Source organism: Streptomyces sp. HNM0574, assembly GCF_012726235.1.
GTDB lineage: Bacteria > Actinomycetota > Actinomycetes > Streptomycetales > Streptomycetaceae > Streptomyces.
This window is the reverse complement of sequence record NZ_JAASAH010000007.1, coordinates 253,049-274,072: the sequence shown is the minus strand read 5'-3', so window position 1 is coordinate 274,072 and position 21,024 is coordinate 253,049. Positions and strand designations below refer to the sequence as shown.

The 21,024-nt window shown below is 74.6% G+C and carries 18 protein-coding genes; 6 read left to right on the top strand and 12 right to left on the bottom strand.

Features of this window, described 5'->3' with window-relative positions; translation table 11 throughout:
• Positions 1 to 1,128, bottom strand: a complete 1,128-nt coding sequence (locus tag HCC30_RS15500; protein ID WP_169443099.1) for an acyl-CoA dehydrogenase family protein — start codon at positions 1,126 to 1,128, stop codon at positions 1 to 3.
• Between the two features lie 234 nt (positions 1,129 to 1,362).
• On the opposite strand from HCC30_RS15500, the gene HCC30_RS15495 reads away from it, so the two are divergent.
• The 3 genes from HCC30_RS15495 to HCC30_RS15485 are packed head-to-tail and all read left to right on the top strand — an operon-like array spanning position 1,363 to position 4,138.
• Positions 1,363 to 2,097 carry a DUF5819 family protein gene (locus HCC30_RS15495; RefSeq protein ID WP_240979600.1) on the top strand — a complete coding sequence of 245 codons (735 nt, stop codon included), beginning with the start codon at positions 1,363 to 1,365 and terminating at the stop codon, positions 2,095 to 2,097.
• A complete protein-coding gene (locus tag HCC30_RS15490) occupies positions 2,094 to 3,359 on the top strand; it encodes an HTTM domain-containing protein (RefSeq protein WP_346776642.1) in 1,266 nt (421 codons plus the stop codon). Before HCC30_RS15495 ends, HCC30_RS15490 begins: the two co-directional genes overlap by 4 nt.
• 35 nt (positions 3,360 to 3,394) lie before the next feature.
• Positions 3,395 to 4,138 (top strand): TrmH family RNA methyltransferase, encoded by a 744-nt coding sequence (locus tag HCC30_RS15485; RefSeq protein WP_346776641.1) that lies wholly within the window; start codon positions 3,395 to 3,397, stop codon positions 4,136 to 4,138.
• A 370-nt stretch (positions 4,139 to 4,508) separates the two neighbouring features.
• Here the strand turns inward: HCC30_RS15485 and HCC30_RS15480 are convergent, their stop codons facing one another.
• The 9 genes from HCC30_RS15480 to pdhA form a co-directional block, all read right to left on the bottom strand.
• Complete coding sequence (locus tag HCC30_RS15480; protein ID WP_169443098.1) at positions 4,509 to 5,087, bottom strand: bacterial proteasome activator family protein; 579 nt, start codon at positions 5,085 to 5,087, stop codon at positions 4,509 to 4,511.
• A 74-nt stretch (positions 5,088 to 5,161) separates the two neighbouring features.
• Complete coding sequence (locus HCC30_RS15475; protein WP_169443097.1) at positions 5,162 to 6,040, bottom strand: hypothetical protein; 879 nt, start codon at positions 6,038 to 6,040, stop codon at positions 5,162 to 5,164.
• A gap of 194 nt (positions 6,041 to 6,234) precedes the next feature.
• Positions 6,235 to 7,212 carry an NAD(P)H-quinone oxidoreductase gene (locus HCC30_RS15470; RefSeq protein WP_169443096.1) on the bottom strand — a complete coding sequence of 326 codons (978 nt, stop codon included), beginning with the start codon at positions 7,210 to 7,212 and terminating at the stop codon, positions 6,235 to 6,237.
• Between the two features lie 42 nt (positions 7,213 to 7,254).
• Positions 7,255 to 8,331 carry a potassium channel family protein gene (locus tag HCC30_RS15465; RefSeq protein ID WP_169443095.1) on the bottom strand — a complete coding sequence of 359 codons (1,077 nt, stop codon included), beginning with the start codon at positions 8,329 to 8,331 and terminating at the stop codon, positions 7,255 to 7,257.
• A 13-nt stretch (positions 8,332 to 8,344) separates the two neighbouring features.
• Positions 8,345 to 9,946: a molybdopterin molybdotransferase MoeA gene (locus tag HCC30_RS15460; protein WP_169443094.1), complete on the bottom strand. Its 1,602-nt coding sequence runs from the start codon at positions 9,944 to 9,946 to the stop codon at positions 8,345 to 8,347.
• On the bottom strand, positions 9,943 to 10,866 hold the full coding sequence (locus HCC30_RS15455) for an NTP transferase domain-containing protein (protein ID WP_169443093.1): 924 nt from the start codon (positions 10,864 to 10,866) through the stop codon (positions 9,943 to 9,945). Before HCC30_RS15455 ends, HCC30_RS15460 begins: the two co-directional genes overlap by 4 nt.
• A 2-nt stretch (positions 10,867 to 10,868) precedes the next feature.
• On the bottom strand, positions 10,869 to 12,179 hold the full coding sequence (locus HCC30_RS15450; RefSeq protein WP_169443092.1) for a dihydrolipoamide acetyltransferase family protein: 1,311 nt from the start codon (positions 12,177 to 12,179) through the stop codon (positions 10,869 to 10,871).
• Positions 12,179 to 13,237, bottom strand: a complete 1,059-nt coding sequence (locus tag HCC30_RS15445; RefSeq protein WP_169443091.1) for an alpha-ketoacid dehydrogenase subunit beta — start codon at positions 13,235 to 13,237, stop codon at positions 12,179 to 12,181. The genes HCC30_RS15450 and HCC30_RS15445 overlap by 1 nt, the downstream gene beginning before the upstream one ends.
• Complete coding sequence (gene pdhA, locus HCC30_RS15440) at positions 13,234 to 14,397, bottom strand: pyruvate dehydrogenase (acetyl-transferring) E1 component subunit alpha (protein WP_169443139.1); 1,164 nt, start codon at positions 14,395 to 14,397, stop codon at positions 13,234 to 13,236. The genes HCC30_RS15445 and pdhA overlap by 4 nt, the downstream gene beginning before the upstream one ends.
• Positions 14,398 to 14,575: 178 nt before the next feature.
• Between pdhA and HCC30_RS15435 the strand changes: the two genes are divergently transcribed.
• Complete coding sequence (locus tag HCC30_RS15435; RefSeq protein WP_169443090.1) at positions 14,576 to 15,142, top strand: Lrp/AsnC family transcriptional regulator; 567 nt, start codon at positions 14,576 to 14,578, stop codon at positions 15,140 to 15,142.
• 9 nt (positions 15,143 to 15,151) lie between these two features.
• On the opposite strand, the gene HCC30_RS15430 is transcribed toward HCC30_RS15435, so the two are convergent.
• Both HCC30_RS15430 and HCC30_RS15425 read right to left on the bottom strand, forming a co-directional pair.
• On the bottom strand, positions 15,152 to 15,745 hold the full coding sequence (locus tag HCC30_RS15430; RefSeq protein WP_169443089.1) for a TetR/AcrR family transcriptional regulator: 594 nt from the start codon (positions 15,743 to 15,745) through the stop codon (positions 15,152 to 15,154).
• 55 nt (positions 15,746 to 15,800) lie between these two features.
• The gene (locus HCC30_RS15425) at positions 15,801 to 17,594 is read right to left on the bottom strand and encodes a protein kinase (RefSeq protein WP_169443088.1); all 1,794 of its coding nucleotides are present in this window, start codon (positions 17,592 to 17,594) and stop codon (positions 15,801 to 15,803) included.
• Between the two features lie 548 nt (positions 17,595 to 18,142).
• On the opposite strand from HCC30_RS15425, the gene HCC30_RS15420 reads away from it, so the two are divergent.
• Both HCC30_RS15420 and HCC30_RS15415 read left to right on the top strand, forming a co-directional pair.
• Positions 18,143 to 19,762, top strand: coding sequence for a protein kinase (locus HCC30_RS15420; RefSeq protein WP_169443087.1), 1,620 nt, complete (start codon positions 18,143 to 18,145; stop codon positions 19,760 to 19,762).
• 148 nt (positions 19,763 to 19,910) lie between these two features.
• Positions 19,911 to 20,999, top strand: a complete 1,089-nt coding sequence (locus tag HCC30_RS15415; RefSeq protein ID WP_169443138.1) for a phosphotransferase — start codon at positions 19,911 to 19,913, stop codon at positions 20,997 to 20,999.
• Positions 21,000 to 21,024 lie beyond the last annotated feature (25 nt).

The window sequence follows — 21,024 nt, the reverse complement described above, 5'->3', positions numbered from 1 at the left end:
TCAGGCGGGGGCCGTCTCCGCTTCGTCCGTGGCGAGCAGTGCGGCGAGTTCGGCCTCGTGGGCCGGGGCCGGGCCGTGGGCGAGTTCGAGCTGCTTGGCCCAGGCGTGGAAGCGGTGCAGCGGGTAGGTGGTGTCGGTGCCGAAGCCGCCGTGCAGGTGCTGCGCGGTCTGGACGACGCGGCGGACGCCCTCGGCCGCCCAGATCTTGGCGACGGCGACGTCCCGCGGTTCGAGCCGCCAGGCCGCCTGCCAGAGCGTGGCCGCCATGGCCCGCAGGTCGATGAACCGGTCGGCGGTCTGCACCGCGACGGCCTGGAACGTGGCGACGGGGTGCCCGAACTGCTCGCGCCTGCCGGTGTATTCGGCCGTCATCTCCAGCACCTTCTCGCCCAGGCCGAGGGCCAGCGCGCAGGTGCCGGTGGCCAGCAGCCGGCGCAGCGCTTCCACCGCACCGTCCGCGACGATCACGTCCCTGTCGGGGACGCGCACCTCGCGCAGCTCCAGCTCGGCGTACGCCTCACCGTTGGTCGACACCTGCCCGTGCGCGGTCACGCCCTCGGCGGCCGGGTCGACCAGGGCCAGGACGTCCTCCCCCGCCGCGGTGCGGGCCGGGACGAGGACGAGCGCCGCCGTCGCGCCCCAGGGGACGGCCGTCTGCACGCCGTCCAGCAGCCAGTCGCCGTCCTCGCGGGACGGGCGGGCGGCGTCGACGGCGAGCTGCGGTGCCTCGTGGCCGGTGCGGCCGTGCGCCGCGACCGTGACGGGCAGCTCGCCGCGGGCGATCGCGGGGAGGCGGGCGGCGCGGAGCGCTTCGGAGCCGTAGGTCCGGAGGGTCCAGGCGGCCGCGCTCGTCTCCAGCAGCGGCACCCGGGCCAGCGCGCGGCCCGCCTCGCGCAGTACGAGGCAGAGCGCGACGGGGTCGAGGCCGGAGCCGCCGTGGCCGGGGCCGGCGAGCAGGCCGAGCAGGTCCGCGTCGGCGAGGGTGCGCCACAGGCCGCGGTCGAAGTCGCCGTCGACGGCGCCGGGGGACTCCTGGGGACTGGGGACGCCGTCGGGTGCGGTGCCGGCGAGGACGGTACGGGCGGCCTCGGCCGCCGCCTGCTGCTCCTCGGTGAAGGTGAAGTCCACTGCGGTTCCCTCCCGTTGGTGCGCTCCGTGGTGCCGCCGCCCCGCGTCTGACGGGACGTCAGGTTAGGGGTGTGCCCCGGGGAAGTCCACAGCGCGTACGGGCCCGCGCTGCCGGTGGCGGCCGGTCGCGGCCGGTAATGCGGAACGGGCGGCCCACAGGGCGGCGTGCCTCGCATAACCTCTGATGCGTACGGGCGGCAGAAGGACGATATGACCAAGGGGAGCAGGGAGGGCATGGAGCCAGCGGAGCGCGAGGGGCCTGCGGGCGCCTCGGCCGGTACGTCCACGGAGCCGGGCGGCACCTCCTCCGGGGGAGCCGAGGGCGCCGGGCGCGGGGTCGCGGGGCTGTCGCTGCCCGCGCGGATCGTCGTCGCGGTGGCCGTGGCGGGCGTCGCGGTGGCCGCGGCCGTGCACCTGGGGATGGTCTTCCTGCACGTCGCGCCCAAGAACGCGGTGTCCAAGGAGCACTCCGAGACGATCGACGCCTACGTCTACCCCGAGTTCGAGCAGAACTGGAAGCTCTTCGCGCCCAACCCGCTCCAGGTGAACGTGGCCATGCAGGCCCGCGCCCGGATCGCGAAGCCGGACGGCAGCACGGAGACCACCGGCTGGTTCGACCTCTCGGCGATGGACGGCGAGGGCATCCGGCACAACATCGCCCCCAGCCACACCCAGCAGAACGAACTGCGCCGCGCCTGGGAGCTGTTCCGCAACTACCACGACGACGAGGGCCGGCCCGTCGGGCTGCGCGGCGACCTGTCGCAGACGTACATCAAGCGCATCGCCGTCGACCGCCTCGGCGGCGAGCTGGACGGCGGCACCGTCGAGCATCTTCAGGTCCGCTCCGCCGACACCCCGGTCGCGCCGCCCGCCTGGAGCGAGGAGAAGAAGGACACCAAGACCGAGTACCGGCTCTACCCCTGGTGGCCGGTCGGCAGCGAGGACGTGCGCGGGGGCGGCCAGCAGTGAGCGATCAGCAGCAGCACACCACCGGCGGCTCCGTCCGGAGCCGGGCCGGCGCCGCGCGGGCCGGGGCCGAACGGCTCCTCGCCCGGGTCACCGGCAGCGCGCTCGGCCCGTACCAGACGGCCGTCCTCCGGATCGGCTTCGCCGCCACCTGGCTCCTCTTCCTGCTCCGCGAGTGGCCGCACCGGCACCAGCTGTACGGGCCGGACAGCACCTGGAGCTGGGAGCTGGGGCGGCGGCTGGTCGAGGACAACCACGCGTTCACGATCCTGCTCTGGTCGGACAGCAACGGCTGGTTCGAGTTCGTCTACCACCTGGCCATCGCGGCGAGCGTCGCGCTGCTGCTGGGCTGGCGTACGCGAACCGCCTCCGTGGTCTTCATGATCGGCGTCCTCGGGCTCCAGAACCGCAGCGTGTTCATGGGGGACGGCGGCGACAACGTCATCCACCTGATGTCGATGTACCTCGTCCTCACCCGCTGCGGGCAGGTCTGGTCGCTGGACGCGCGCCGCAGGCGGAGGGAGACCGCGCGGGCGGGGGCGCCGGACGCCTCCGACCCGAACGGGGTGCTGCTCTGGTCGCTGACGGGCGCGGTGATGGCCGGTGCCACCTTCGTCGGCGGCTTCAGCCTCGGCTGGGGCCTGCTGTTCTGGGGGCTGTGGGCGGTGTACGGGCTGTGGTGGCTGCTCGGCCGCCTGGCGCCGCGCGGTGAGGCGCGCGCGGTCTGCGACGTCGTCGCCAACCTGGTGCACAACGGCGCGCTGCTGGTGATCATCGTCGAGGTCTGCCTGATCTACGCCACGGCCGGCTGGTACAAGATCCAGGGCTCGCGCTGGCAGGACGGCACGGCCTCGTACTACCCGTTCCAGCTGGACTACTTCTCGCCCTGGCCGGCGCTGGGCGACCTCTTCGCGAGCAGCTCGCTGCTCATCCTGATCGCGACGTACGGCACCGTGATGGTCCAGGTCGCCTTCCCGTTCACGCTGTTCAACCGGCGGGTGAAGAACGTGCTGCTCGCGGCGATGATCGTGGAGCACCTCAGCATCGCGGTGCTGCTCGGGCTGCCGTTCTTCTCGCTCGCGATGATCGCCGCCGACCTGGTGTTCCTGCCGACGGCCCTGCTCCTGTGGACCGACGCCCGGGCCGCGCGGCTGGGCGCCCGGCTGCGGGGGCGCCGGGACGCCGGGGGGACGGCCGGTGCGGTGCCGGCGCCCGCTTCCGGAACCGGAGAACAGGCCGAGGAGCGGCCCGTACCGGCTCCGTGACCCGCGGGGATCTCGCGCCGCCGTAGGGTGGTGGCGTGGATGCGGAAGCGGATGTGGTGCGACGGTGGCGGGAGTTGGCCGCGGACAGCGTGCTGCTGGACGGGTTCCACGCCCTGAAGCACGCGCTCCGCTTCGGCGCCGAGGTGCCGCTCGCGCTGACCGCCGACCGGGACGCCGTACTGGCCCTCGCCGAGGACCTCGCGCCCGACCTCACCGCCCGCCTCGACGCGTTGCTGCGCCCCGTCGACGCGGGCACGCTCCCCGCGCTCCTGCCCCGCCCGCACCCCACGGGCGTCGCCGCACTCGCCGTACGGGGCAGCGGCGGCAGCGGGGCCGTGCCGGAGGCGGAGCGGAGCGCGCCGTACGTCGTCCTCGACAACCCGCGTCACCTGGGCAACATCGGTGCCGTGATCCGGGTCGCCGCGGGCGCGGGCGCGGCCGGGGTGCTCACGACGGGCACCGTCGACCCGTGGCACCCGAACGTCGTACGGGCCAGCGCCGGGCTGCACTTCGCCACCGCCGTCGCGCACCGCGAGCCGGGGGAACTGCCGCCGGGGCCGGTGTACGCGCTCGACCCCGAGGGCCGGGACATCCGCGGCCTGGAGCTACCCGACGACGCGCTGATCGCCTTCGGCTCGGAGCGGCACGGCCTCTCCCCCGCCCTCCGCACCCGCGCCGACCACCTCCTCGCCCTCCCCATGCGCCCCCAGGTCTCCAGCTACAACCTCGCCACGAGCGTCGCGATGACCCTCTACCACTGGATGGCGGGGCGCCCTTAAGGGACGCGGGGAACGGCGCCTTCCAAGGGGCGCGGGGAACGGCGCCCTTCAAGGGGCGCGGGGAACTGCGCGAACAGCCCACGACGGGGCGGTGGTCGGCGACGGTGCGACGGGGGCAGCACGGCGTCCTTCAAGGGGGCGCGGGGAACTGCGCGAACAGCCCACGACGGCGCGGTGGTCGGCGACGGTGCGACGGGGGCAGCACGGCGCCCTTCGAGGGGGCGCGGGGAACTGCGCGAACAGCTACGACGGCGCGGTGGTCGGCGACGGGCCGACCGGGGGCAGCACCGCACCCCAAAAAGCCCCCCGCCGGGGCCCGCGCTTGCCGGCCCTGCCCCTCCGCGCAGACCTCCCAAGCGCGGGCGCAAGGTCAGAGGTAGGGCCCACCCGTGCGCGCCTGCGGGGAGTGGGGGCCGCCCTCCGGGACGCCCTCTTCGGGCACCATGCCGGGCGGCAGCGCGCGCCGCATCTGTTCGAGCTGGGCCCGTGCGGCCATCTGCTGGGCGAAGAGCGCCGTCTGGATGCCGTGGAAGAGGCCCTCCAGCCAGCCCACCAACTGGGCCTGGGCGATGCGCAGTTCGGCGTCGGTCGGGGTGTTGTCGTCGGTGAAGGGCAGCGAGAGCCGCTCCAGCTCCTCGATGAGCTCGGGCGCCAGACCGTCCTCCAGCTCCTTGATGGAACTGGTGTGGATCTCCTTCAGCCGGACGCGGCTCGCCTCGTCCAGCGGGGCCGCCTTCACTTCCTCCAGCAGCTGCTTGATCATGCTGCCGATCCGCATGACCTTCGCGGGCTGCTCGACCATCTCGGTAACGGGGACCTCAGCCTGCTCCTCGCCCTCGCCCCCACCTGTGGACCCGGCGCTGCCGAGGGCCATGCCGTCCGGTCCGACGACCAGGACCTGCTGCGGGTTCTCCTGCGACTGCGAACGTTCGTTGCTCGGCTGTGTCATACCCCCATTCTGCAACGACGGGTACCCCGCGTGCCGCCGGAGTCCCTCGTGGTGACGGATCCGGCCGCGGCCGCTCAGCGGCGGCGGAGGCGGAGGGCGAGGAAGGCGAGGCCGAGGCCGATCGACGCCATCCCGGCGCCCAGCGGCAGCACGGGCAGGATCTGTCCGGCCGGGCGGGTGGCCGCGTGGGTGCTGCCGCTCGGGCCGGGCGAGGGGGTGTCCGACTCGTACAGGTCGTGGCTGCCGACGGCCTGTTCGCCGGGGCTGCCGGACGGTCCGGTGCGCTCCGGTGCGGTGGGCTCGGGGTCGCCGGGGCGGCCGCCGTCCCAGATGCGGCCGGTGCCGTCACCGGCGCCGTCCCGCCGCGGGCTGAGCGGCGGGACGGCCGCACCGCTCTCGCTCTCCGCGCCGTGCTCGTGCCGCGCGGTGGCGGACGCGGACGGCTCCTCGTCCTGACCGGCGGAGCCTTCCCCGGTGACGCCCTCCTCGTCCGCGTGACCGGTCGCGTCCGCGCCGTCCTCGCCGCTGTGGTCACCGTCGGACGCGGAGTCCCCGTCGGACGGTTCCTGCTCGTGCGGGTCCGCAGACCCGGCCTCCTCGCCCGCGGTCTCACCGGAGGACTCCGACGGCTCGCCCGCGCTCTCCTCCGGAGTCCCCTCGGCGGAGTGCGCGTCCTCCTCGTCCGGGGCGGTGGGGAAGCCGACGTCGGGTGGTGCGGGCGGGGCCGGGGGCTCGGTGAAGGACGGGGGTGCGATGCCGGGGTCGGCGGGCTCGGACTCGTCCGAACTCGCGGAGTTGCCCGAGCTGTCCGTGGTCCCGGACCCGCCCGCGTAGGTGTCGGCGCGGACGACGGGGTGGGCGGGGGCGGCCGTGGCGGCGACGGGGGCCGAGAGTGCCACGGCGGTGCAGGTGAGGAGGGTGATGCCGCGGAGTCCGCGCTGAGTGTGCCGCACCTTCCGGCCCTCCAGAGGGGGCACCCCCAGCGGTGGCCGGGGGAGGATCGTCCAAGGACTCCATCAGAGTCACACAGTGGGACGATTCCGGCATTCCGGGTGAGCGGCGGTGCGGGGACGCGACCCGGAAGAGGGAGCGGAGGCCCGCCGTGCGGCCCGCCGCTCCCCCTGCGCTCACGCCGTGCGGACGTCTGTCACGTCGTCAGCAGGATCTTGCCGATGTGCTTGCTCGCCTCCAGCGCGCGGTGCGCGTCCGCCGCGCGGGCCATCGGCACCGTGCTGTCGACGACGGGGCGGACGCGCCCGTCCGCGAGCAGCGGCCACACGTGCTCGCGCACCGCGGCGATGATCGCGGTCTTCTCCTCGGCCGGGCGCCCGCGCAGCGAGGTCGCCGTCACCGCCGCCCGCTTGGTGAGCAGGGCGCCCAGGTTCAGTTCGGCCTTGGCGCCGCCCTGGAGGCCGATGATCGCGAGGCGGCCGTTGACGGCCAGCGCCGAGACGTTCCGCTCCAGGTACTTGGCGCCCATGATGTCGAGGATGACGTCGGCGCCCGCGCCGCCGGTCGCCGCGCGCACCTCCTCCACGAAGTCCTGCTCGCGGTAGTCGATGAGCACGTCGGCGCCCAACTCGGCGCAGCGCGCCAGCTTTTCGGGCCCGCCCGCCGTCACCGCGACCCGCGCGCCGACGGCCTTCGCCAGCTGGATCGCCATCGTGCCGATGCCGCTGGAGCCGCCGTGCACCAGCAGCGTCTCGCCCGGCCGCAGGTGGGCGACCATGAACACGTTCGACCAGACCGTCGCCGTCACCTCGGGCAGCGCGGCCGCCGCGGTCACGTCGAGGCCCTCCGGCACCGGCAGCAACTGCCCGACGGGGACGGCCACTTGCTCCGCGTAACCGCCGCCGCCGAGCAGCGCGCACACCTCGTCGCCGACGGACCAGCCGGTGACGCCGGGACCGAGCGCCGAGATCCGGCCCGCGCACTCCAGGCCCGGGTACGGGGAGGCGCCGGGCGGCGGGTCGTAGAAGCCCTGCCGCTGGAGCAGGTCGGCGCGGTTGACGGCGCTCGCCGTGACGTCGACGAGGACCTCGCCCGCGGCGGGTTCGGGGGCCGGTACCTCGGCCCAGACCAGTGCGTCGGGGCCGCCGGGCTCGGGAATCGTGATCGCATGCATGCCCCCGACGCTACTCCCGGCCCGTGCGGCGCGGCGCGCGCCTCACTCCGGCAGCGGCCGGTCCGGGCGCGGCTTGAGCGGGTCGGGGGTGCCGACGGTGCCGCCGGGGTGCGGGCTCGGGGAGCGGTGGATGACGACGATGCGGTCGGTGCTCTTCAGCGGGCCCGCCTCGGGGTCGTCGTAGCCGAGCAGCCGGTGCCCGCGGACGACGGTGACGACGAGGTCCTCCACGTCGCGGGGCTGGCGGCCCACCTCGGCCTTGGTGACCGGGCGTTCGTTGAGGCTGAGGCCGGTGCCCTGCTGGATCAGGTCCTCCATCACCGAACTCGCGTTGGGGCTCAGCACGGAGAGGCCGAGGAGGCGTCCGGCGGCGCTCGCGCTGGTGATCACCGAGTCGGCGCCGGACTGCCGCAGCAGCTGCGCGTTCTCCTCCTCGCGCACCGCCACCACGATCTTCAGCCGCGGGTTGAGCTGACGCGCGGTCAGCGAGACCAGGACGGCGGTGTCGTCGCGCTGGGTGGCGATCACGATCTGCTTGGCCCGGCCCACCTCGGCCCGCGAGAGCACGTCGCTGCGGGTCGCGTCGCCCATGACGGCGGCGAAGCCCTCGCGCTTGGCCGCCTCGGTGACGTAGTGGTTCGGGTCGACGACGACGAGCCGGTCCCGGCTGACGCCGGTCGACTGCAGCGTGCGCGCGGCGGAGCGGCCCTTCGTGCCGAAACCGACGACGACGGTGTGGTCGCGCAACTGAGACCTCCAGCGGGAGAGGCGCCACTGTTCGCGGGTGCGGTCGGTGAGCGCTTCCAGGGTGGTGCCGATGAGGATGATGAGGAACAGCACCCGCAGCGGCGTGATGAGCAGGATGTTGATGAGCCTGGCGGTGTCGCTCACCGGGGCGATGTCACCGTAGCCGGTCGTGGAGAGCGTGACCGTCGTGTAGTAGACGGCGTCGAGGAACGAGACGTGCCCGTCGGCGTTGTCGTTGTACTCGTCGCGGTCCAGGTAGACCAGCAGCACGGTCAGCACGAGGACGGCGCTCGCCGCCAGGATCCGCCGCACGACCTGCCGCAGCGGGCTGACCTCGGAGCGGGGCAGCAGGACTTGGTACTGGTTGTTCACGTCGGCTCGGACCTCACCAGGGCAGCGTCAGAAGCTGGACGTCTCCGTCCGGCGCGGAACCGCCGGGCGGGACGACGGCCAGGGCGGTGGCCGTCGCGATGCCGCGGAGCATGGCGGGACCTGTGTAGTGCAGCGGACGGGCCAGGGACTCCGCGGGAGAGTACGCGACGGGCACCAGCCGGGTGTCGCGGGGGTGCGGCTGCACGTGCCCGTCCAGCCGGGCCCACGGCTCGTCGGCCGCCGGCCGGTGTGCGAGCGCGTGCAGCAGCGGAGCGGCGAGCGTGACCAGCCCGGACAGCGCGGCCAGCGGATTCCCCGGCAGGCCCACCAGGTGCGCGGGGCGCGGCGGTTCGGCCTCGCGGACCGTCCGCTTCCGGCCGCGGCCCTTCCCCGGGGGCGCCGTCACCGGGAGTTCGGCCAGCAGCATCGGGTGGCCGGGGCGTACCCGGACGCCGTCGACGAGCAGCCGGGCGCCGATCCGCTCCAGCGTCGGGTGCAGGTGGTCGACGGGGCCCGAGGCGGTGCCGCCGGTGGTGACGACGAGGTCGGCCTCGGTGCCGGTGACGGCCTCGTGCAGGGCCTCGGCGTCGTCGCCGAGCCGGCGGGTGCTGAGCACCTGCGCCCCGAGCGCCTCCAGCCACGGGCCGACCATGGGGCCCAGCGCGTCCCGGATGCGGCCCTCGCGGGGCAGGCCCTGGTGCAGCAACTCGTCGCCCAGCACCAGGACTTCGACGCGCGGCCGGCGGACGGCCGTGATCTCGTCGTACCCGGCGGCCGCGGCCAGCCCCAGTGCGGCCGGGGTGAGCGGGCTGCCCTCGGGGAGCAGCAGGTCGCCGGTGCGGCACTCCTGGCCGCGCTGCCTGATGTCGGTGCCGGGCTGCGGCGGACGGTGCGTGTGCAGCCGCCCGTGCCGCAGCGAGGCGGCCTCGGAGCGCAGCACGGCGCTGGTGCCCGGAGGGGTGCGCGCGCCGGTGGCGATCCGTACGGCCTGGCCGTCGGAGAGCGGGCCGGGCTCGCGCCGGTCGCCCGCGAGGATGCCGGGCGCCTCCTCGTCCTCCGTCAGCTCCCAGGGGCCGGGTCCTGAGACGGCCCAGCCGTCCATCGCGGAGGTGTCGAAGGAGGGGAGGTCGGTGAGGGCTTCGAGCGGCTCGGCGAGCGTGTGCCGCAGGGCCTGGTCGAGCGGCAGGGTGACGGACGGGAGCGGGGAGACGGCGTGCGCCGCGGTGGCGTGCGCCTGGTCCCAGGTGCGGGCCCCGGGGTCGTCCGCGCCGGCGTCCGGGCTCTCCCGAACCGGCTGCGGCGGCTCGGGGTACGGGTGCGCGCCGGTGGACGGTGCGGTGAGCCAGGCGGGCGCGTCCAGTTCGTCCTCGGGCGTGCGCGGCGTCTCCGCCGAACTCCCGCGCGCGGTACGGCCCTTCGCCCGGCCGGCGGCCGGTTCGTCGAGGCGGAGGGCGGCGTCGACCGGGTCGCCGGGGCGGGGGCGCGCGGGGCGGTCCGCGGGGCGCGCCGGGGCCGGGCTCGCGGGGGTGCGGGACGCGGCGGGGCCGTAACCCGGGCCCGCGCGGTGGCTGTTGGCGAGGGCGATGGCCTCGTCGAGTTCGTCGGCCCCGCTCATGCGCCCTGGTCCCCTCCGGCCGGACGGCCGTCGTCCGGCGCCGAACCGGTTCTCTCCTCGGCGGCCCAGCGCTCGGCCAGCCGGGCGGCCTCGCGGACGGCGGCCGCCACGTCGTCGGGGGAGCCGCCCCGGCGGGCGGCGGCGTAGCCGACCAGGAACGTGGTCAACGGGGCGGCCGGGCGGGCCACTCCGTGCGCGGCGTCCCGCGCGAGGTCGAGAAGGGCGGCGGTGTCGACGTCGAGGTCGATCCCGAGTTCCGCCTTGGCCGCGGCAATCCATTCGTCCAGCACGGTGCCATGCTCCCTGATCCTGGAGCGCGCCGTGCCGATGTCCTCCCAGGTGTCGCAGTCCAGCAGCCGCTCCGAGCCGGCCGGCGCGGGGACGCGGCGCAGCCGGAGCGCGGGCAGCAGCAGCCGCAGCGGCAGGCCCGCGAGGTAGCCGTACTCGGTGCGCAGCAGGGCGAGTTCGCGGCGCAGCGCCTCCGCCTCGTACGCGGCGACCAGCGGCTGGTCCCGCCCGTCGTCCAGCACCGCGCCCTCGGCGGACTCCGTGCCCGGGCCCGCGAGCGCGTCCAGCAGGGACGTGACCGTGTCCGGGGTGAGGAAGGGCAGGTCGGCGGAGAGGACGAGGACGGTGTCCGCCGTCGTGTGCCGCAGGCCCGCGTCGAGCGCGGGCAGCGGGCCGCCGCCCGGCGGGTCCTCGCGGGCCCAGGCGACGGCCCGGGCCGTGGGGCGGCGCGGGCCGACGACGACGGTGGTCGCGGCACCGGCGCAGGCGGTGAGCACCCGGTCGAGCAGGGTGCGGCCGCCGACCGTCACGGCCGGTTTGTCGGTGCCGCCGAGCCGCCGCGCGCCGCCGCCCGCGAGGACGACGGCGTCGTGGTGGCGTTGCCGGGGTGCGTACGGGGGCTGGGTCGTCACCCCTAGAGCGTACGGAGCAGCACCGCAGGTGACTCCACGCAGTCGGCGACGTAGCGCAGGAAACCGCCGGCCGTGCCGCCGTCGCACACCCGGTGGTCGAAGGTGAGGGACAGGTTCACCACCTTGCGGACGGCCAGTTCGCCGCCGACGGCCCACGGCTTGTCCGCGATCCGGCCGACGCCGAGCATCGCCGCCTCGGGGTGGTTGATGATCGGGGTCGAGCCGTCCACGCCGAACACCCCGTAGTTGTTCAGGGTGAAGGTGCCGCCGGTCAGTTCGGCCGGGGTCAGCCCGCCCGTACGCGCCGACTCGGTGAGCCGGGCGATCTCCTCGCTGAGCCCCGTCGCGTCCCTGGCGTGCGCGTCCCGTACGACGGGGACGACGAGGCCGCGGTCGGTCTGCGCGGCGAAGCCGAGGTGCACGCCGGGCAGCCGCACGATCTCGCGGGAGGCGGTGTCGACGGTGGAGTTCAGCTCGGGGTGGCGGGCCAGGGCCGCCGTGCAGATCCGGGCGAGCAGCGCCAGCAGGGAGATCTTCGGGCCGCCGTGCGCGTTCATCGCGGCCCGCGCGGCGAGCAGTTCGGTGGCGTCCGCGTCGACCCAGCAGGTGGCGTCCGGGATTTCGGAGCGGCTGCGGGACAGCTTCTCGGCGACCGCGCCGCGCACCCCGGTCAGCGGCAGCCGCCGCTCGCCCTCCTGCGCCACGGCGGTGGGCCCGGGCGCGGGCTCCGGTTCCGCGGCGCGGGACGCGGCCTCGACGTCGGCGCGCAGGATCAGCCCGTCGGGGCCCGAACCGGCCACCCGCGTCAGGTCCACCCCGCGCTCCCTGGCCAGCCGCCGGACCAGCGGCGAGATCACGGGGACGGTGCGCGTGCCCCCGTTCGCCGTCCCGTTCGCCTCGGCGGGCCGCGCGGGGGCGCCGTCCGCCGGGCGGACGCGGCGGCGCCGGCCCGTCGCCGTCCGGGTGCCGTAGCCGACCAGGACGTTCCCCGAGCCCTCCGCCTCCTCGGCCGGAGCGGCCTCGTCCGCCTCCGGGCCCGCGTCGGGGGCCGCCTGCGCCTTGGCCTCCGCGCCCGTGGCGACCGTGACGAGCGGGGTGCCCACCGGGATCTCCGCGCCGACGTCCCCGTACCGCGCGGTGACCACACCGCCGTACGGGCACGGCACGTCGACCAGCGCCTTCGCCGTCTCGACCTCGACGACCGGCTCGTCCACCCGTACCGCGTCCCCGACGTCGACGAGCCAGCGGACGATCGTCGCCTCCGTCAGCCCCTCCCCCAGATCGGGCAGGGCGAATTCGCGGACTTCCGCCATCAGCGAGTCCCTCCAGAACCCTCGGACGCGTACGAGCTCTCCCACTGGAGCCTGCTCACAGTGTCCAGCACCCGGTCCACACCCGGCAGATGGTGCCGCTCCAGCATCGGCGGCGGGTACGGGACGTCGAAGCCCGTGACGCGCAGCACCGGCGCCTCCAGGTGGTGGAAGCAGCGCTCGGTGACCCGGGCGGCGATCTCGGCGCCCGGACCGGCGAAGCCGGCGGCCTCGTGCACCACCACGGCCCGGCCGGTGCGCCGCACCGACTCGGTGACCGTCCGCTCGTCGAAGGGCACCAGCGAGCGCAGGTCCACCACCTCCAGGTCCCAGCCCTCCTCGCGGCCCGCCTCGGCGGCCTCCAGGCACACCGGCAGCGAGGGGCCGTAGGTGATCAGCGTCGCCGAGCGGCCCGGGCGCCGGACCACCGCGCTCCCGATGCCCGGCACCTCGGCCGGCGCCTCGGGGGACCAGTCGTCCTTGCCCCAGTACAGCCGCTTCGGCTCCAGGAAGACGACCGGGTCGTCACTGGCGATCGCCGCGCGCAGCAGCCCGTACGCGTCCGCGACGGTGGCCGGGGTGACGACCTGGAGCCCGGGCGTGGCCGCGTAGTACGCCTCGGAGGAGTCGCTGTGGTGCTCGACGCCGCCGATGCCGCCGCCGTACGGCACCCGGATGGTGAGGGGCATGGGCAGCGCGCCGCGGGTGCGGTTCCGCATCCGCGAGACGTGCGAGATGAGCTGCTCGAACGCCGGGTAGGCGAAGGCGTCGAACTGCATCTCCACCACCGGGCGCAGCCCGTACATGGCCATCCCGACGGCGGTGCCGAGGATGCCCGCCTCGGCCAGCGGGGTGTCCGTGCAGCGCCGGTCGCCGAACTCGGCGGCCAGCCCGTCCGTCACCCGGAACACCCCGCCGAGGGTGCCGATGTCCTCGCCGAGCAGGTGCACCGCCGGGTCCTCGGCCAGCGCGTCCCGGAGCGCCCGGTTGAGGGCCTGCGCCATCGTCGCCGGTTTGCGGGCCGCGGGCCTGGCCCCCGGCGCCTCGACCGCCGTGCTCATCGCTGTGCCCCTCCCGCCGTTCCGTCGGATTCCGCCTCGGCCCGCAGCTCGGCCCGCAACTGCTGCTCCTGCTGCCGCAGTTGCTGGGTGGGCTCCGCGTAGACCTCGGCGAACAGGTCCGTGGGCGCGAGTTCCGGTTCGCGGTTCATCCGGTCCCGCAGGCCGGCCGCCATCCGGTCGGCGTCCTCCCGCGCCTCGCGCACGCCCGCGTCGTCCAGCAGCTTCCGGGCCCGCAGTTCGCGCTCCACCAGCAGCAGCGGGTCGTGCGCCCGCCACGCCTCGACCTCCTCGGCCGAGCGGTAGCGGGTGGCGTCGTCGGCGTTGGTGTGCGCCTCCAGCCGGTACGTCACGGCCTCGACCAGCGTCGGGCCGCCGCCCGCGCGGGCCCGCTCCACCGCCTCGGCCAGCACCTCGCGCACGGCCGCCACGTCGTTGCCGTCCACCAGCCGTCCCGGCATTCCGTAGCCGACGGCCTTGTGCGCCAGCGAGGGCGCGGCCGTCTGCTTCTCCAGCGGGACCGAGATCGCGAAGCCGTTGTTCTGGACGAGGAAGACGGCCGGGGCCTGCCACACGGCCGCGAAGTTCAGCGCCTCGTGGAAGTCGCCCTCGCTGGTGCCGCCGTCGCCGACCATGGCCAGCGCGACCGTGTCCTCCCCGCGCAGCCGCGCCGCGTGCGCCAGTCCGACGGCGTGCGGCAGCTGCGTCGCCAGCGGGGTGCACAGCGGGGCGACGTGGGTGGTGCGCGGGTCGTAGCCGTTGTGCCAGTCGCCGCGCAGCAGGGACAGCACCTCGACGGGGTCGAGGCCGCGGGTGACGGCGGCCAGGGTGTCCCGGTAGCTGGGGAAGAGCCAGTCCCGCTCCTCCAGCACGTCACCGGCCGCGACCTGGGCCGCCTCCTGCCCGGTGGACGAGGGGTAGACGGCGAGCCTGCCCTGCTTCGTCAGCGCCGTGGCCTGCTCGTTGTACCGGCGCCCGCGCACCAGCAGCCCGTACAGCCGCCGCAGCAGCTCGCCGTCCGGCGCGTCGCTCCCGGAGGAGCCTCCGACGCCGAGCAGCCGGTGGGGACGCTCGTCCGGCAGCAGCGGGGCCGGGTCGAGCCGGGGGCGCCAGGCAGCGGGCGGGGCAAGGCGATGGGCGCCTGGCTGCTCCAGGACCGTCATCACGGACACCTCCTCGTGGGGGGCGAAGCACATCGGGGGATCGAGCGGGGTGGGCTCTCACCTACCGATTGTTCGGTCGACGGTGCACTTTGGCTACAGGCGGCGTCGGCCTGTGGACAAACGGACCGTGCGCCCGTTCGATGACTGCAACACGTCCAGGGAGGGGAGGCCACACGGCATGGCAGAAGGACAGATGGCCCAGCCGTGCGGGACGCCGGGGGAGGCCGCTCCCGCGGGGGCGACGGGCGAGGCGCACATACCGGAGCAGTCCCGTCCGCCGGAGCCGCCCCGTCCGCCCGCGCGGCCGCTGGACGACGTCGACCGCGGCATCCTGCGGCTGCTCCGCGCCGACGGGCGGGCCTCGGTCCGGTCCGTCGCCGAGCGCGTCCACGTCTCCAGGGCCAACGCCTACGCGCGCATCAACCGGCTGATCGACGACGGGGTGCTGCGCGGGTTCAGCGCCAGGATCGACCACGAACGGGCAGGTCAGGGGGCCTCCGCCTACATCACGCTGAAGATCGTGCAGGACTCCTGGCGGAGCGTGCGGGAACGGCTGCTGGAGCTGCCGGGCGCGACCCACATGGCGCTGGTCAGCGGCGACTTCGACGTCCTGCTGCTGGTGCACACCGAGGACAACCAGGCCCTGCGCGACCTCGTCCTCACCCGCATCCAGTCCATCCCGGGCGTGATCAGCACGCGCACGCTGCTGGTCTTCGAGGAGACGGACGTCGAGCCGGACCTGTGAGCCGGACGGTCAGGTCCGCAGCCCGGCGAAGGCGGTGCGGACGACGGCGTCGGCGACCTGGGCGCTGCTCGGGGCGCCGTCGTGTCCGGCGCGGCCGGGCCGGTACCACTCGACGATCGAGTTGATCATCCCGAACAGGAGCCGGGTCGCGAGCCGCGCGTCCACGTCGTCCCGCAGATCGCCCTCGGCCGCCGCCTGCTTCAGCAGGTCCGTGACCCGCTGGTCGAACTCGCGCCTGCGGGCCAGCGCCCACCGCTCGGTCTCCGTGTTGCCGCGCACCCGCAACAGCAGCGTGACGTACGGCAGTTCGGCCATCAGGACCTCGGCCGTGCGGCGGGTGACGTGCTCCAGCCGGTCCACGGCGCGGCCCTCGCCGGCCGGTTCCTCGTCGAGGATGGCGAACAGCTGGTCCAGGGCCCGGCTGGTGGCCCTGCGCAGCAGTTCCTCCTTGCCGCGCACGTGGTGGTAGATGGAGGACTTGGATATCCCCGCCGCCCTGGACAGGTGCTCCATCGAGGTGCCGTCGTAGCCGCGCTCGTTGAACACCTTCACGGCGACGGACAGCAGCGATTCCGGGGTGTAGGTGTCACGTCCAGGCGGCATGCGGCGATGCTATCCAGGCGTGCGAGAGGGCCCGCCGCGGGTCGGCGGCGGGGGCCTACTCCGGCTTGCCGCTGGAGACGGTCAGGTCGACCTTGTCGGTCTTCGGGTTGAAGCTGTCGATGCTGTCGGGCGACTGGTCCAGGACGGCGTTCTTGCCCCAGACGTTCTCGTCCTCCGTGGAGACGTCGCCGAGCTTCCAGCCCGCCGCGCGCAGGCACGTCTTGACCGAGTGGAGGTTCTTGGTGGTGAAGTCCGGCATGAGGACCTCGCCCGGCTCGGAGTAACTCTCCGTCGCCTCCGTGCACTTGGAGGTGTCGATCGTCTTCGACCTGTCCTCCGCCTTGAAGCCGTCGACGTTCTCCTCCTCGGCGTCCGAGCCGGTCTCGCTCTCGGTGTCCGCACCGGAACCGGAATCCGAGCCGCCGCCCGAACCGGAACCGGCCTCGACCGAGCTCGTCCCGCCCGACCGCGGCTCCTCCTCGCCCCCGCCGCTGCTGGCGATCACGAAGACCAGCGTCAGCACCACGATCGCCGCGATCGCGACGCCTGCGATCAGCGGCGCGTTGCTCTTGTTCCCGGAGGACCCCGGGCCGCCCGGCGGCGGCGTGAGGTGGTACGGCGGCGGGGTCGCGGGCGCGGGCTGCCCGAACGGCGCGGGCGCCGGGTACCCGGGCCCCATCGGACCGCCGGGGCCGGGGCCCATCGGCCCGCCGGGCCCGCCCGGCCCGACCGGACTTCCCTGGACGCCTGGCCCCATCGGCCCCGGACCGGGCACCGGGCCGGGCGGCGGGGTGGACGGGCCGAAGCCGAAGCCCTGCTGCGGCTGGTACGGCATGCCCTGCGGCGGTATGCCGGGCGGCGGCGTCACGTCGCCCACCGGCGGGAACACGGCCTGGCCGACGCCGGCGCCGCTGTTGGCCGGCGGGCCGCCGCTGATGATGATCGGCGCCGCGCCCGCGGCCGCGCCCGAACCGCTGATCCGGGCGCACTCGGTCTGCATCGTCTCGGCCGTGCCGAACCGCTCGTCCGGGTTCTTCCGCAGCGAGCGCCCCACGAGCGCGTCGACGGCCTGCGGCACCGACTGGTTGATCGACGACGGGAGGGGCGGTTCCTCCTGGACGTGCGCGTAGGCGATGGCCAGCGCCGAGTCCGCGTCGAAGGGGAGACGGCCGGTCAGCAGCTCGAAGAGCATGATGCCGACGGAGTAGATGTCCGAGCGGGCGTCGACGCCGCGGCCCAGCGCCTGCTCCGGCGAGAGGTACTGCGGGGTGCCGACGACCATGCCCGTCTGCGTCATCGACGTCACGCCGGACTGCATGGCGCGGGCGATGCCGAAGTCCATCACCTTGACCACGCCGCGCTTGGTGACCATGACGTTGCCCGGCTTGATGTCCCGGTGCACCAGGCCCAGTTCGTGGCTGGCCTCCAGCGCGGCGAGCACGTCACCGGTGATCTTGAGGGCCTTCTCGGTGGGCATCGCGCCGTGCTGCGCCACGTCCTCGTCGAGCACCGCGCGCAGCGGCTTGCCCTCGACGTACTCCATGACGATGTACGGCACCGTCGCGCCGTTGATCTCGTCCTCGCCGGAGTCGAAGACGGAGACGATGTTGGTGTGTGTGAGCTTGGCGACAGCCTGTGCCTCGCGGCGGAACCGCTCGCGGAAGGACTGCTCGCGCCCGAGGTCGGAGTGCAGGGTCTTGACGGCGACCTGGCGGTCGAGGACCGAGTCGTAGGCGAGGAAGACCGAGGCCATGCCGCCGACGCCGAGCAGGCTCCGCAGCTCGAACCGCCCCCGGCCCACGGTCTGGCCGAGATACTCAGCGGCTGCGCGTGCGCCCTCGTCGCTCATCTGACTGCTTCCCCCTCGGCGACGGCCCGAGGGCCCCTCGCCAGGTCTGTCGCAGGGCGTCTCCGGCTCCGGTGACCCACTGATCCGCTGCCCTATTGATCCACTGATCCCGATACTCGCCCAAGTCTGCCGGAGGGCTCCCCTACGTCAAGCGCGTTGCCCGTTCCGTAACCGATGCCCAGCCTGTGCCGGGGGAGTTCGCGGGCGGCCGGAAAGCGACCCCGGGCCCGTGCGTACCGTCGAGAATCCGGAGGGCTGTGCTCCGGAGGAAGGGGCCGGGTGCGGAGCTCGTGAACGCTCCGTGTTCCTGACGTGCGCATGCGGTGACGGGTGCCGACTCCCCGTGAGGGGAGAGGGGGAGAAAGGGCGCCGGAACGGAGAAGAAGACCGCGGAATGTAGCACTGAGTGAACTTGCCAGCCGGGTGTCGCAGCCGATTGGATGTCTCCTCCGTCCAAATCCACGTGCCCCCGGTGAGCCTGTAGCCTCCGAACGGGGGAGCATGACGAGCCGCGCGAGATCGCGGAACCGAATCGACGGCGAGGACTGATGGCACAGACGCAGGCCGGCGGGGACCCTACGGACCCCGAGGCGACGGGCGGCACGACGCCTGACTCGCCGGAGCTGTGGGGTAACAACGGCCTCGTCGGAGACGGCCGTTACCGCCTCACCCACCGTCTGGGCCGGGGCGGCATGGCAGAGGTCTTCGGCGCGGAGGACCTGCGGCTCGGCCGCACGGTCGCCGTCAAGCTGCTCCGCTCCGACCTCGCGGAGGACCCGGTCTCCAAGGCGCGGTTCACGCGCGAGGCCCAGTCCGTCGCGGGGCTCAACCACCACTCCGTCGTCGCGGTCTACGACTCCGGCGAGGAGATCATCGGCGGCAACGTCACGCCGTACATGGTCATGGAGCTGGTCGAGGGCAACACGATCCGCGATCTGCTGCTCAACGCGGACGCGCCGCCCGCCGACCAGGCGCTGATCATCGTCTCCGGGGTGCTGGAGGCGCTGGCGTACAGCCACCAGCACGGCATCGTCCACCGGGACATCAAGCCGGCGAACGTCATCATCACGCAGGCCGGCGCGGTCAAGGTGATGGACTTCGGCATCGCCCGCGCCATGCACGGCGCGTCCAACACCATGACCCAGACCGGCATGGTCATGGGCACCCCGCAGTACCTCTCGCCCGAGCAGGCCCTCGGCAAGACCGTCGACACCCGCTCCGACCTGTACGCCACGGGCTGCCTGCTCTACGAACTCCTCACGCTGCGCCCGCCGTTCACCGGCGAGACACCGCTCTCGGTCGTCTACCAGCACGTGCAGGACGACCCGACGCTGCCGTCCCTGGCCTCCGACGCCGTCCCGCCCGAGCTGGACGGCCTCGTGATGCGCTCGCTGGCGAAGGACCCGGACGACCGGTTCCAGACCGCCGAGGAGATGCGGGCGCTCACCCAGTACGCGCTCCAGATGCTCCAGGAGCAGGGCGGCCACACCGGCGGCATGTGGGACACCGGCCCCGCCGGCCACACCGGCGCCTCCACCCCCGCCATGGGCGTGACCGGCGCCAACGCCCGCCAGCACCCGCAGCACGGCGACACCTCCCAGCTCGGCCCGCCCCTGCTGATGGGCCGCCCGGACCGGGACGACGGCGGCTTCGAGGGCGGCGCGCACGAGGCCGGCCGCAAGAAGGGCGGCGGCGTCAAGTACGCGCTGATCGCCTTCCTGGCCGTCATCGCCATCGCCGCCGGCGTCTTCTTCGCCGCCAACTCCGGTGCGGACAAGGGCGGGGAGGACGTCAAGCCCGACACCTCCTCGTCCCAGCCGGAGGACGACGAGACCACCTCCGAGCCCGAGGTCACGCCCACCGAGCAGGACCAGGACCAGGACACGGGCACCAGCACGGGCGACACCGGCGAGTGGACCCCGAGCGAGACCCCCTCGGAGGAGACGCCCAGCGAGACGGACGACGGCACGCCCACCGACGGCCCGACCGACACCCCGAGCGAGACCGCCTCGGGCGGCGAGACCGGCGGCGAGTCCGACGGCGCCATCGGCGGCAACGAGCCGACCGAGCCGACGACGGAGCCGACCGAGACCGGCGAGGGCGGCATCACCGGCGGCGAGGGCCCCGGCCCGGCCGACCCGATCGGCGGCAACGAGCCGACGGGCTGAGCACCGGACACTTCACGCCGAAAGGGCGGCGGCCTGCTGCGGAAGCAGCAAGGCCGCCGCCCTTTCAGGTTCTACGATGCGGCTCGTGCAGCTCACGCAGCCGGTCCGGCACCGCCGCCCGCTCCCGCCCCCGGACACCGTCCGGACCCTGATCCGGCAGTACGGAGCCGGGGAGCCGCTGTCCTGCGACCCCCTCTCGACCGGGCTGCTCAACCACGGCTACCGGCTCGTCACCACCCGGGGCCACTACTTCCTCAAGAACCACCTCGCCGACACGGACAGCGGACCGCGCCCCGCCCCGGCCGCCGCCCCCGCCGGACCCACGGCCGAGGACACGGCGCCCGCGCTCGGCACGATCGTGCGGCAGCACCGGGCCACCGCGCGGCTCGCGGCGCTCGGCCTCCCCGTCGTACCGCCGCTCGCCGACGCCGGCGGCCGCACCGTCGTCGTCCTCGACGGGCGCGCGTACGCGCTGCACCCGTGGATCGAGGGCCGGCACCGGGACGGCGCCCAGCTCACCACCGAACAGTCCCGGCGTCTGGGCACCCTCCTCGGCCAGGTCCACACCTGCCTGGCCCGGGTCATGGGGACGGGCGGGCGCGGCGAGCACCCCACGGGCTTAGCCGGACCGGGCGCTCCGGGCCGGGTGCCCGGCGGGCCCTTCGCCCCGGCCGATCCGGCCGACACCAAGGAGCTGATCGCCGAGCTGCTGGTCCGCATCCGCGCACGGACCAGGCCCGACGCCTTCGACCGGCTCGCCGAGCACCGCCTCGTCGAGCGCCGCGCCCTGCTGCGCCGGTACGCGGACCGCCGCCCCGCCGCCGGTTCGGCGCCGCCCGAGGGCTGGGTGCACGGCGACTTCCACCCGCTGAACCTGCTGTACCGCGAGGCCGACCCCGTCGCCATCGTCGACTGGGACCGGCTCGCGGTGCGGCCCTGCGCCGAGGAGACCGTACGGGGCGCCGCGATCTTCTTCGTCCGGCCCGACGGCAGCCTGGACCTGCCCAAGGTGCGGGCCTACGCGCGCGCCTACCGGCAGGCGGCGCGCGCCTCGGCGGACGAACTGTGCGCCGCCGTGCACCGGGTGTGGTGGGAGCGGCTGAACGACTTCTGGACGCTGCGCTGGCGCTACCAGCTCCGCGACACCCGCGCCGACCCGCTCTTCCCCGCCCTCTCGGCCCTCGCCGTGTGGTGGACCCGGCACTACGAGGAGGTCCGCACGGCGTTTTCCCGCTGAGGCGTCCCTGCTGAGGCGTCCCTGC

Coding starts and splice junctions, on each gene's coding strand:
- HCC30_RS15495 (WP_240979600.1), top strand. CDS start 1,363: ATGGAGCCAGCGGAGCGCGAGGGGCCTGCGGGCGCCTCGGCCGGTACG.
- HCC30_RS15445 (WP_169443091.1), bottom strand. CDS start 13,237: ATGAGCACGGCGGTCGAGGCGCCGGGGGCCAGGCCCGCGGCCCGCAAA.
- HCC30_RS15460 (WP_169443094.1), bottom strand. CDS start 9,946: ATGAGCGGGGCCGACGAACTCGACGAGGCCATCGCCCTCGCCAACAGC.
- HCC30_RS15480 (WP_169443098.1), bottom strand. CDS start 5,087: ATGACACAGCCGAGCAACGAACGTTCGCAGTCGCAGGAGAACCCGCAG.
- HCC30_RS15450 (WP_169443092.1), bottom strand. CDS start 12,179: ATGGCGGAAGTCCGCGAATTCGCCCTGCCCGATCTGGGGGAGGGGCTG.
- pdhA (WP_169443139.1), bottom strand. CDS start 14,397: ATGACGGTCCTGGAGCAGCCAGGCGCCCATCGCCTTGCCCCGCCCGCT.
- HCC30_RS15425 (WP_169443088.1), bottom strand. CDS start 17,594: ATGAGCGACGAGGGCGCACGCGCAGCCGCTGAGTATCTCGGCCAGACC.
- HCC30_RS15420 (WP_169443087.1), top strand. CDS start 18,143: ATGGCACAGACGCAGGCCGGCGGGGACCCTACGGACCCCGAGGCGACG.
- HCC30_RS15470 (WP_169443096.1), bottom strand. CDS start 7,212: ATGCATGCGATCACGATTCCCGAGCCCGGCGGCCCCGACGCACTGGTC.
- HCC30_RS15430 (WP_169443089.1), bottom strand. CDS start 15,745: ATGCCGCCTGGACGTGACACCTACACCCCGGAATCGCTGCTGTCCGTC.
- HCC30_RS15435 (WP_169443090.1), top strand. CDS start 14,576: ATGGCAGAAGGACAGATGGCCCAGCCGTGCGGGACGCCGGGGGAGGCC.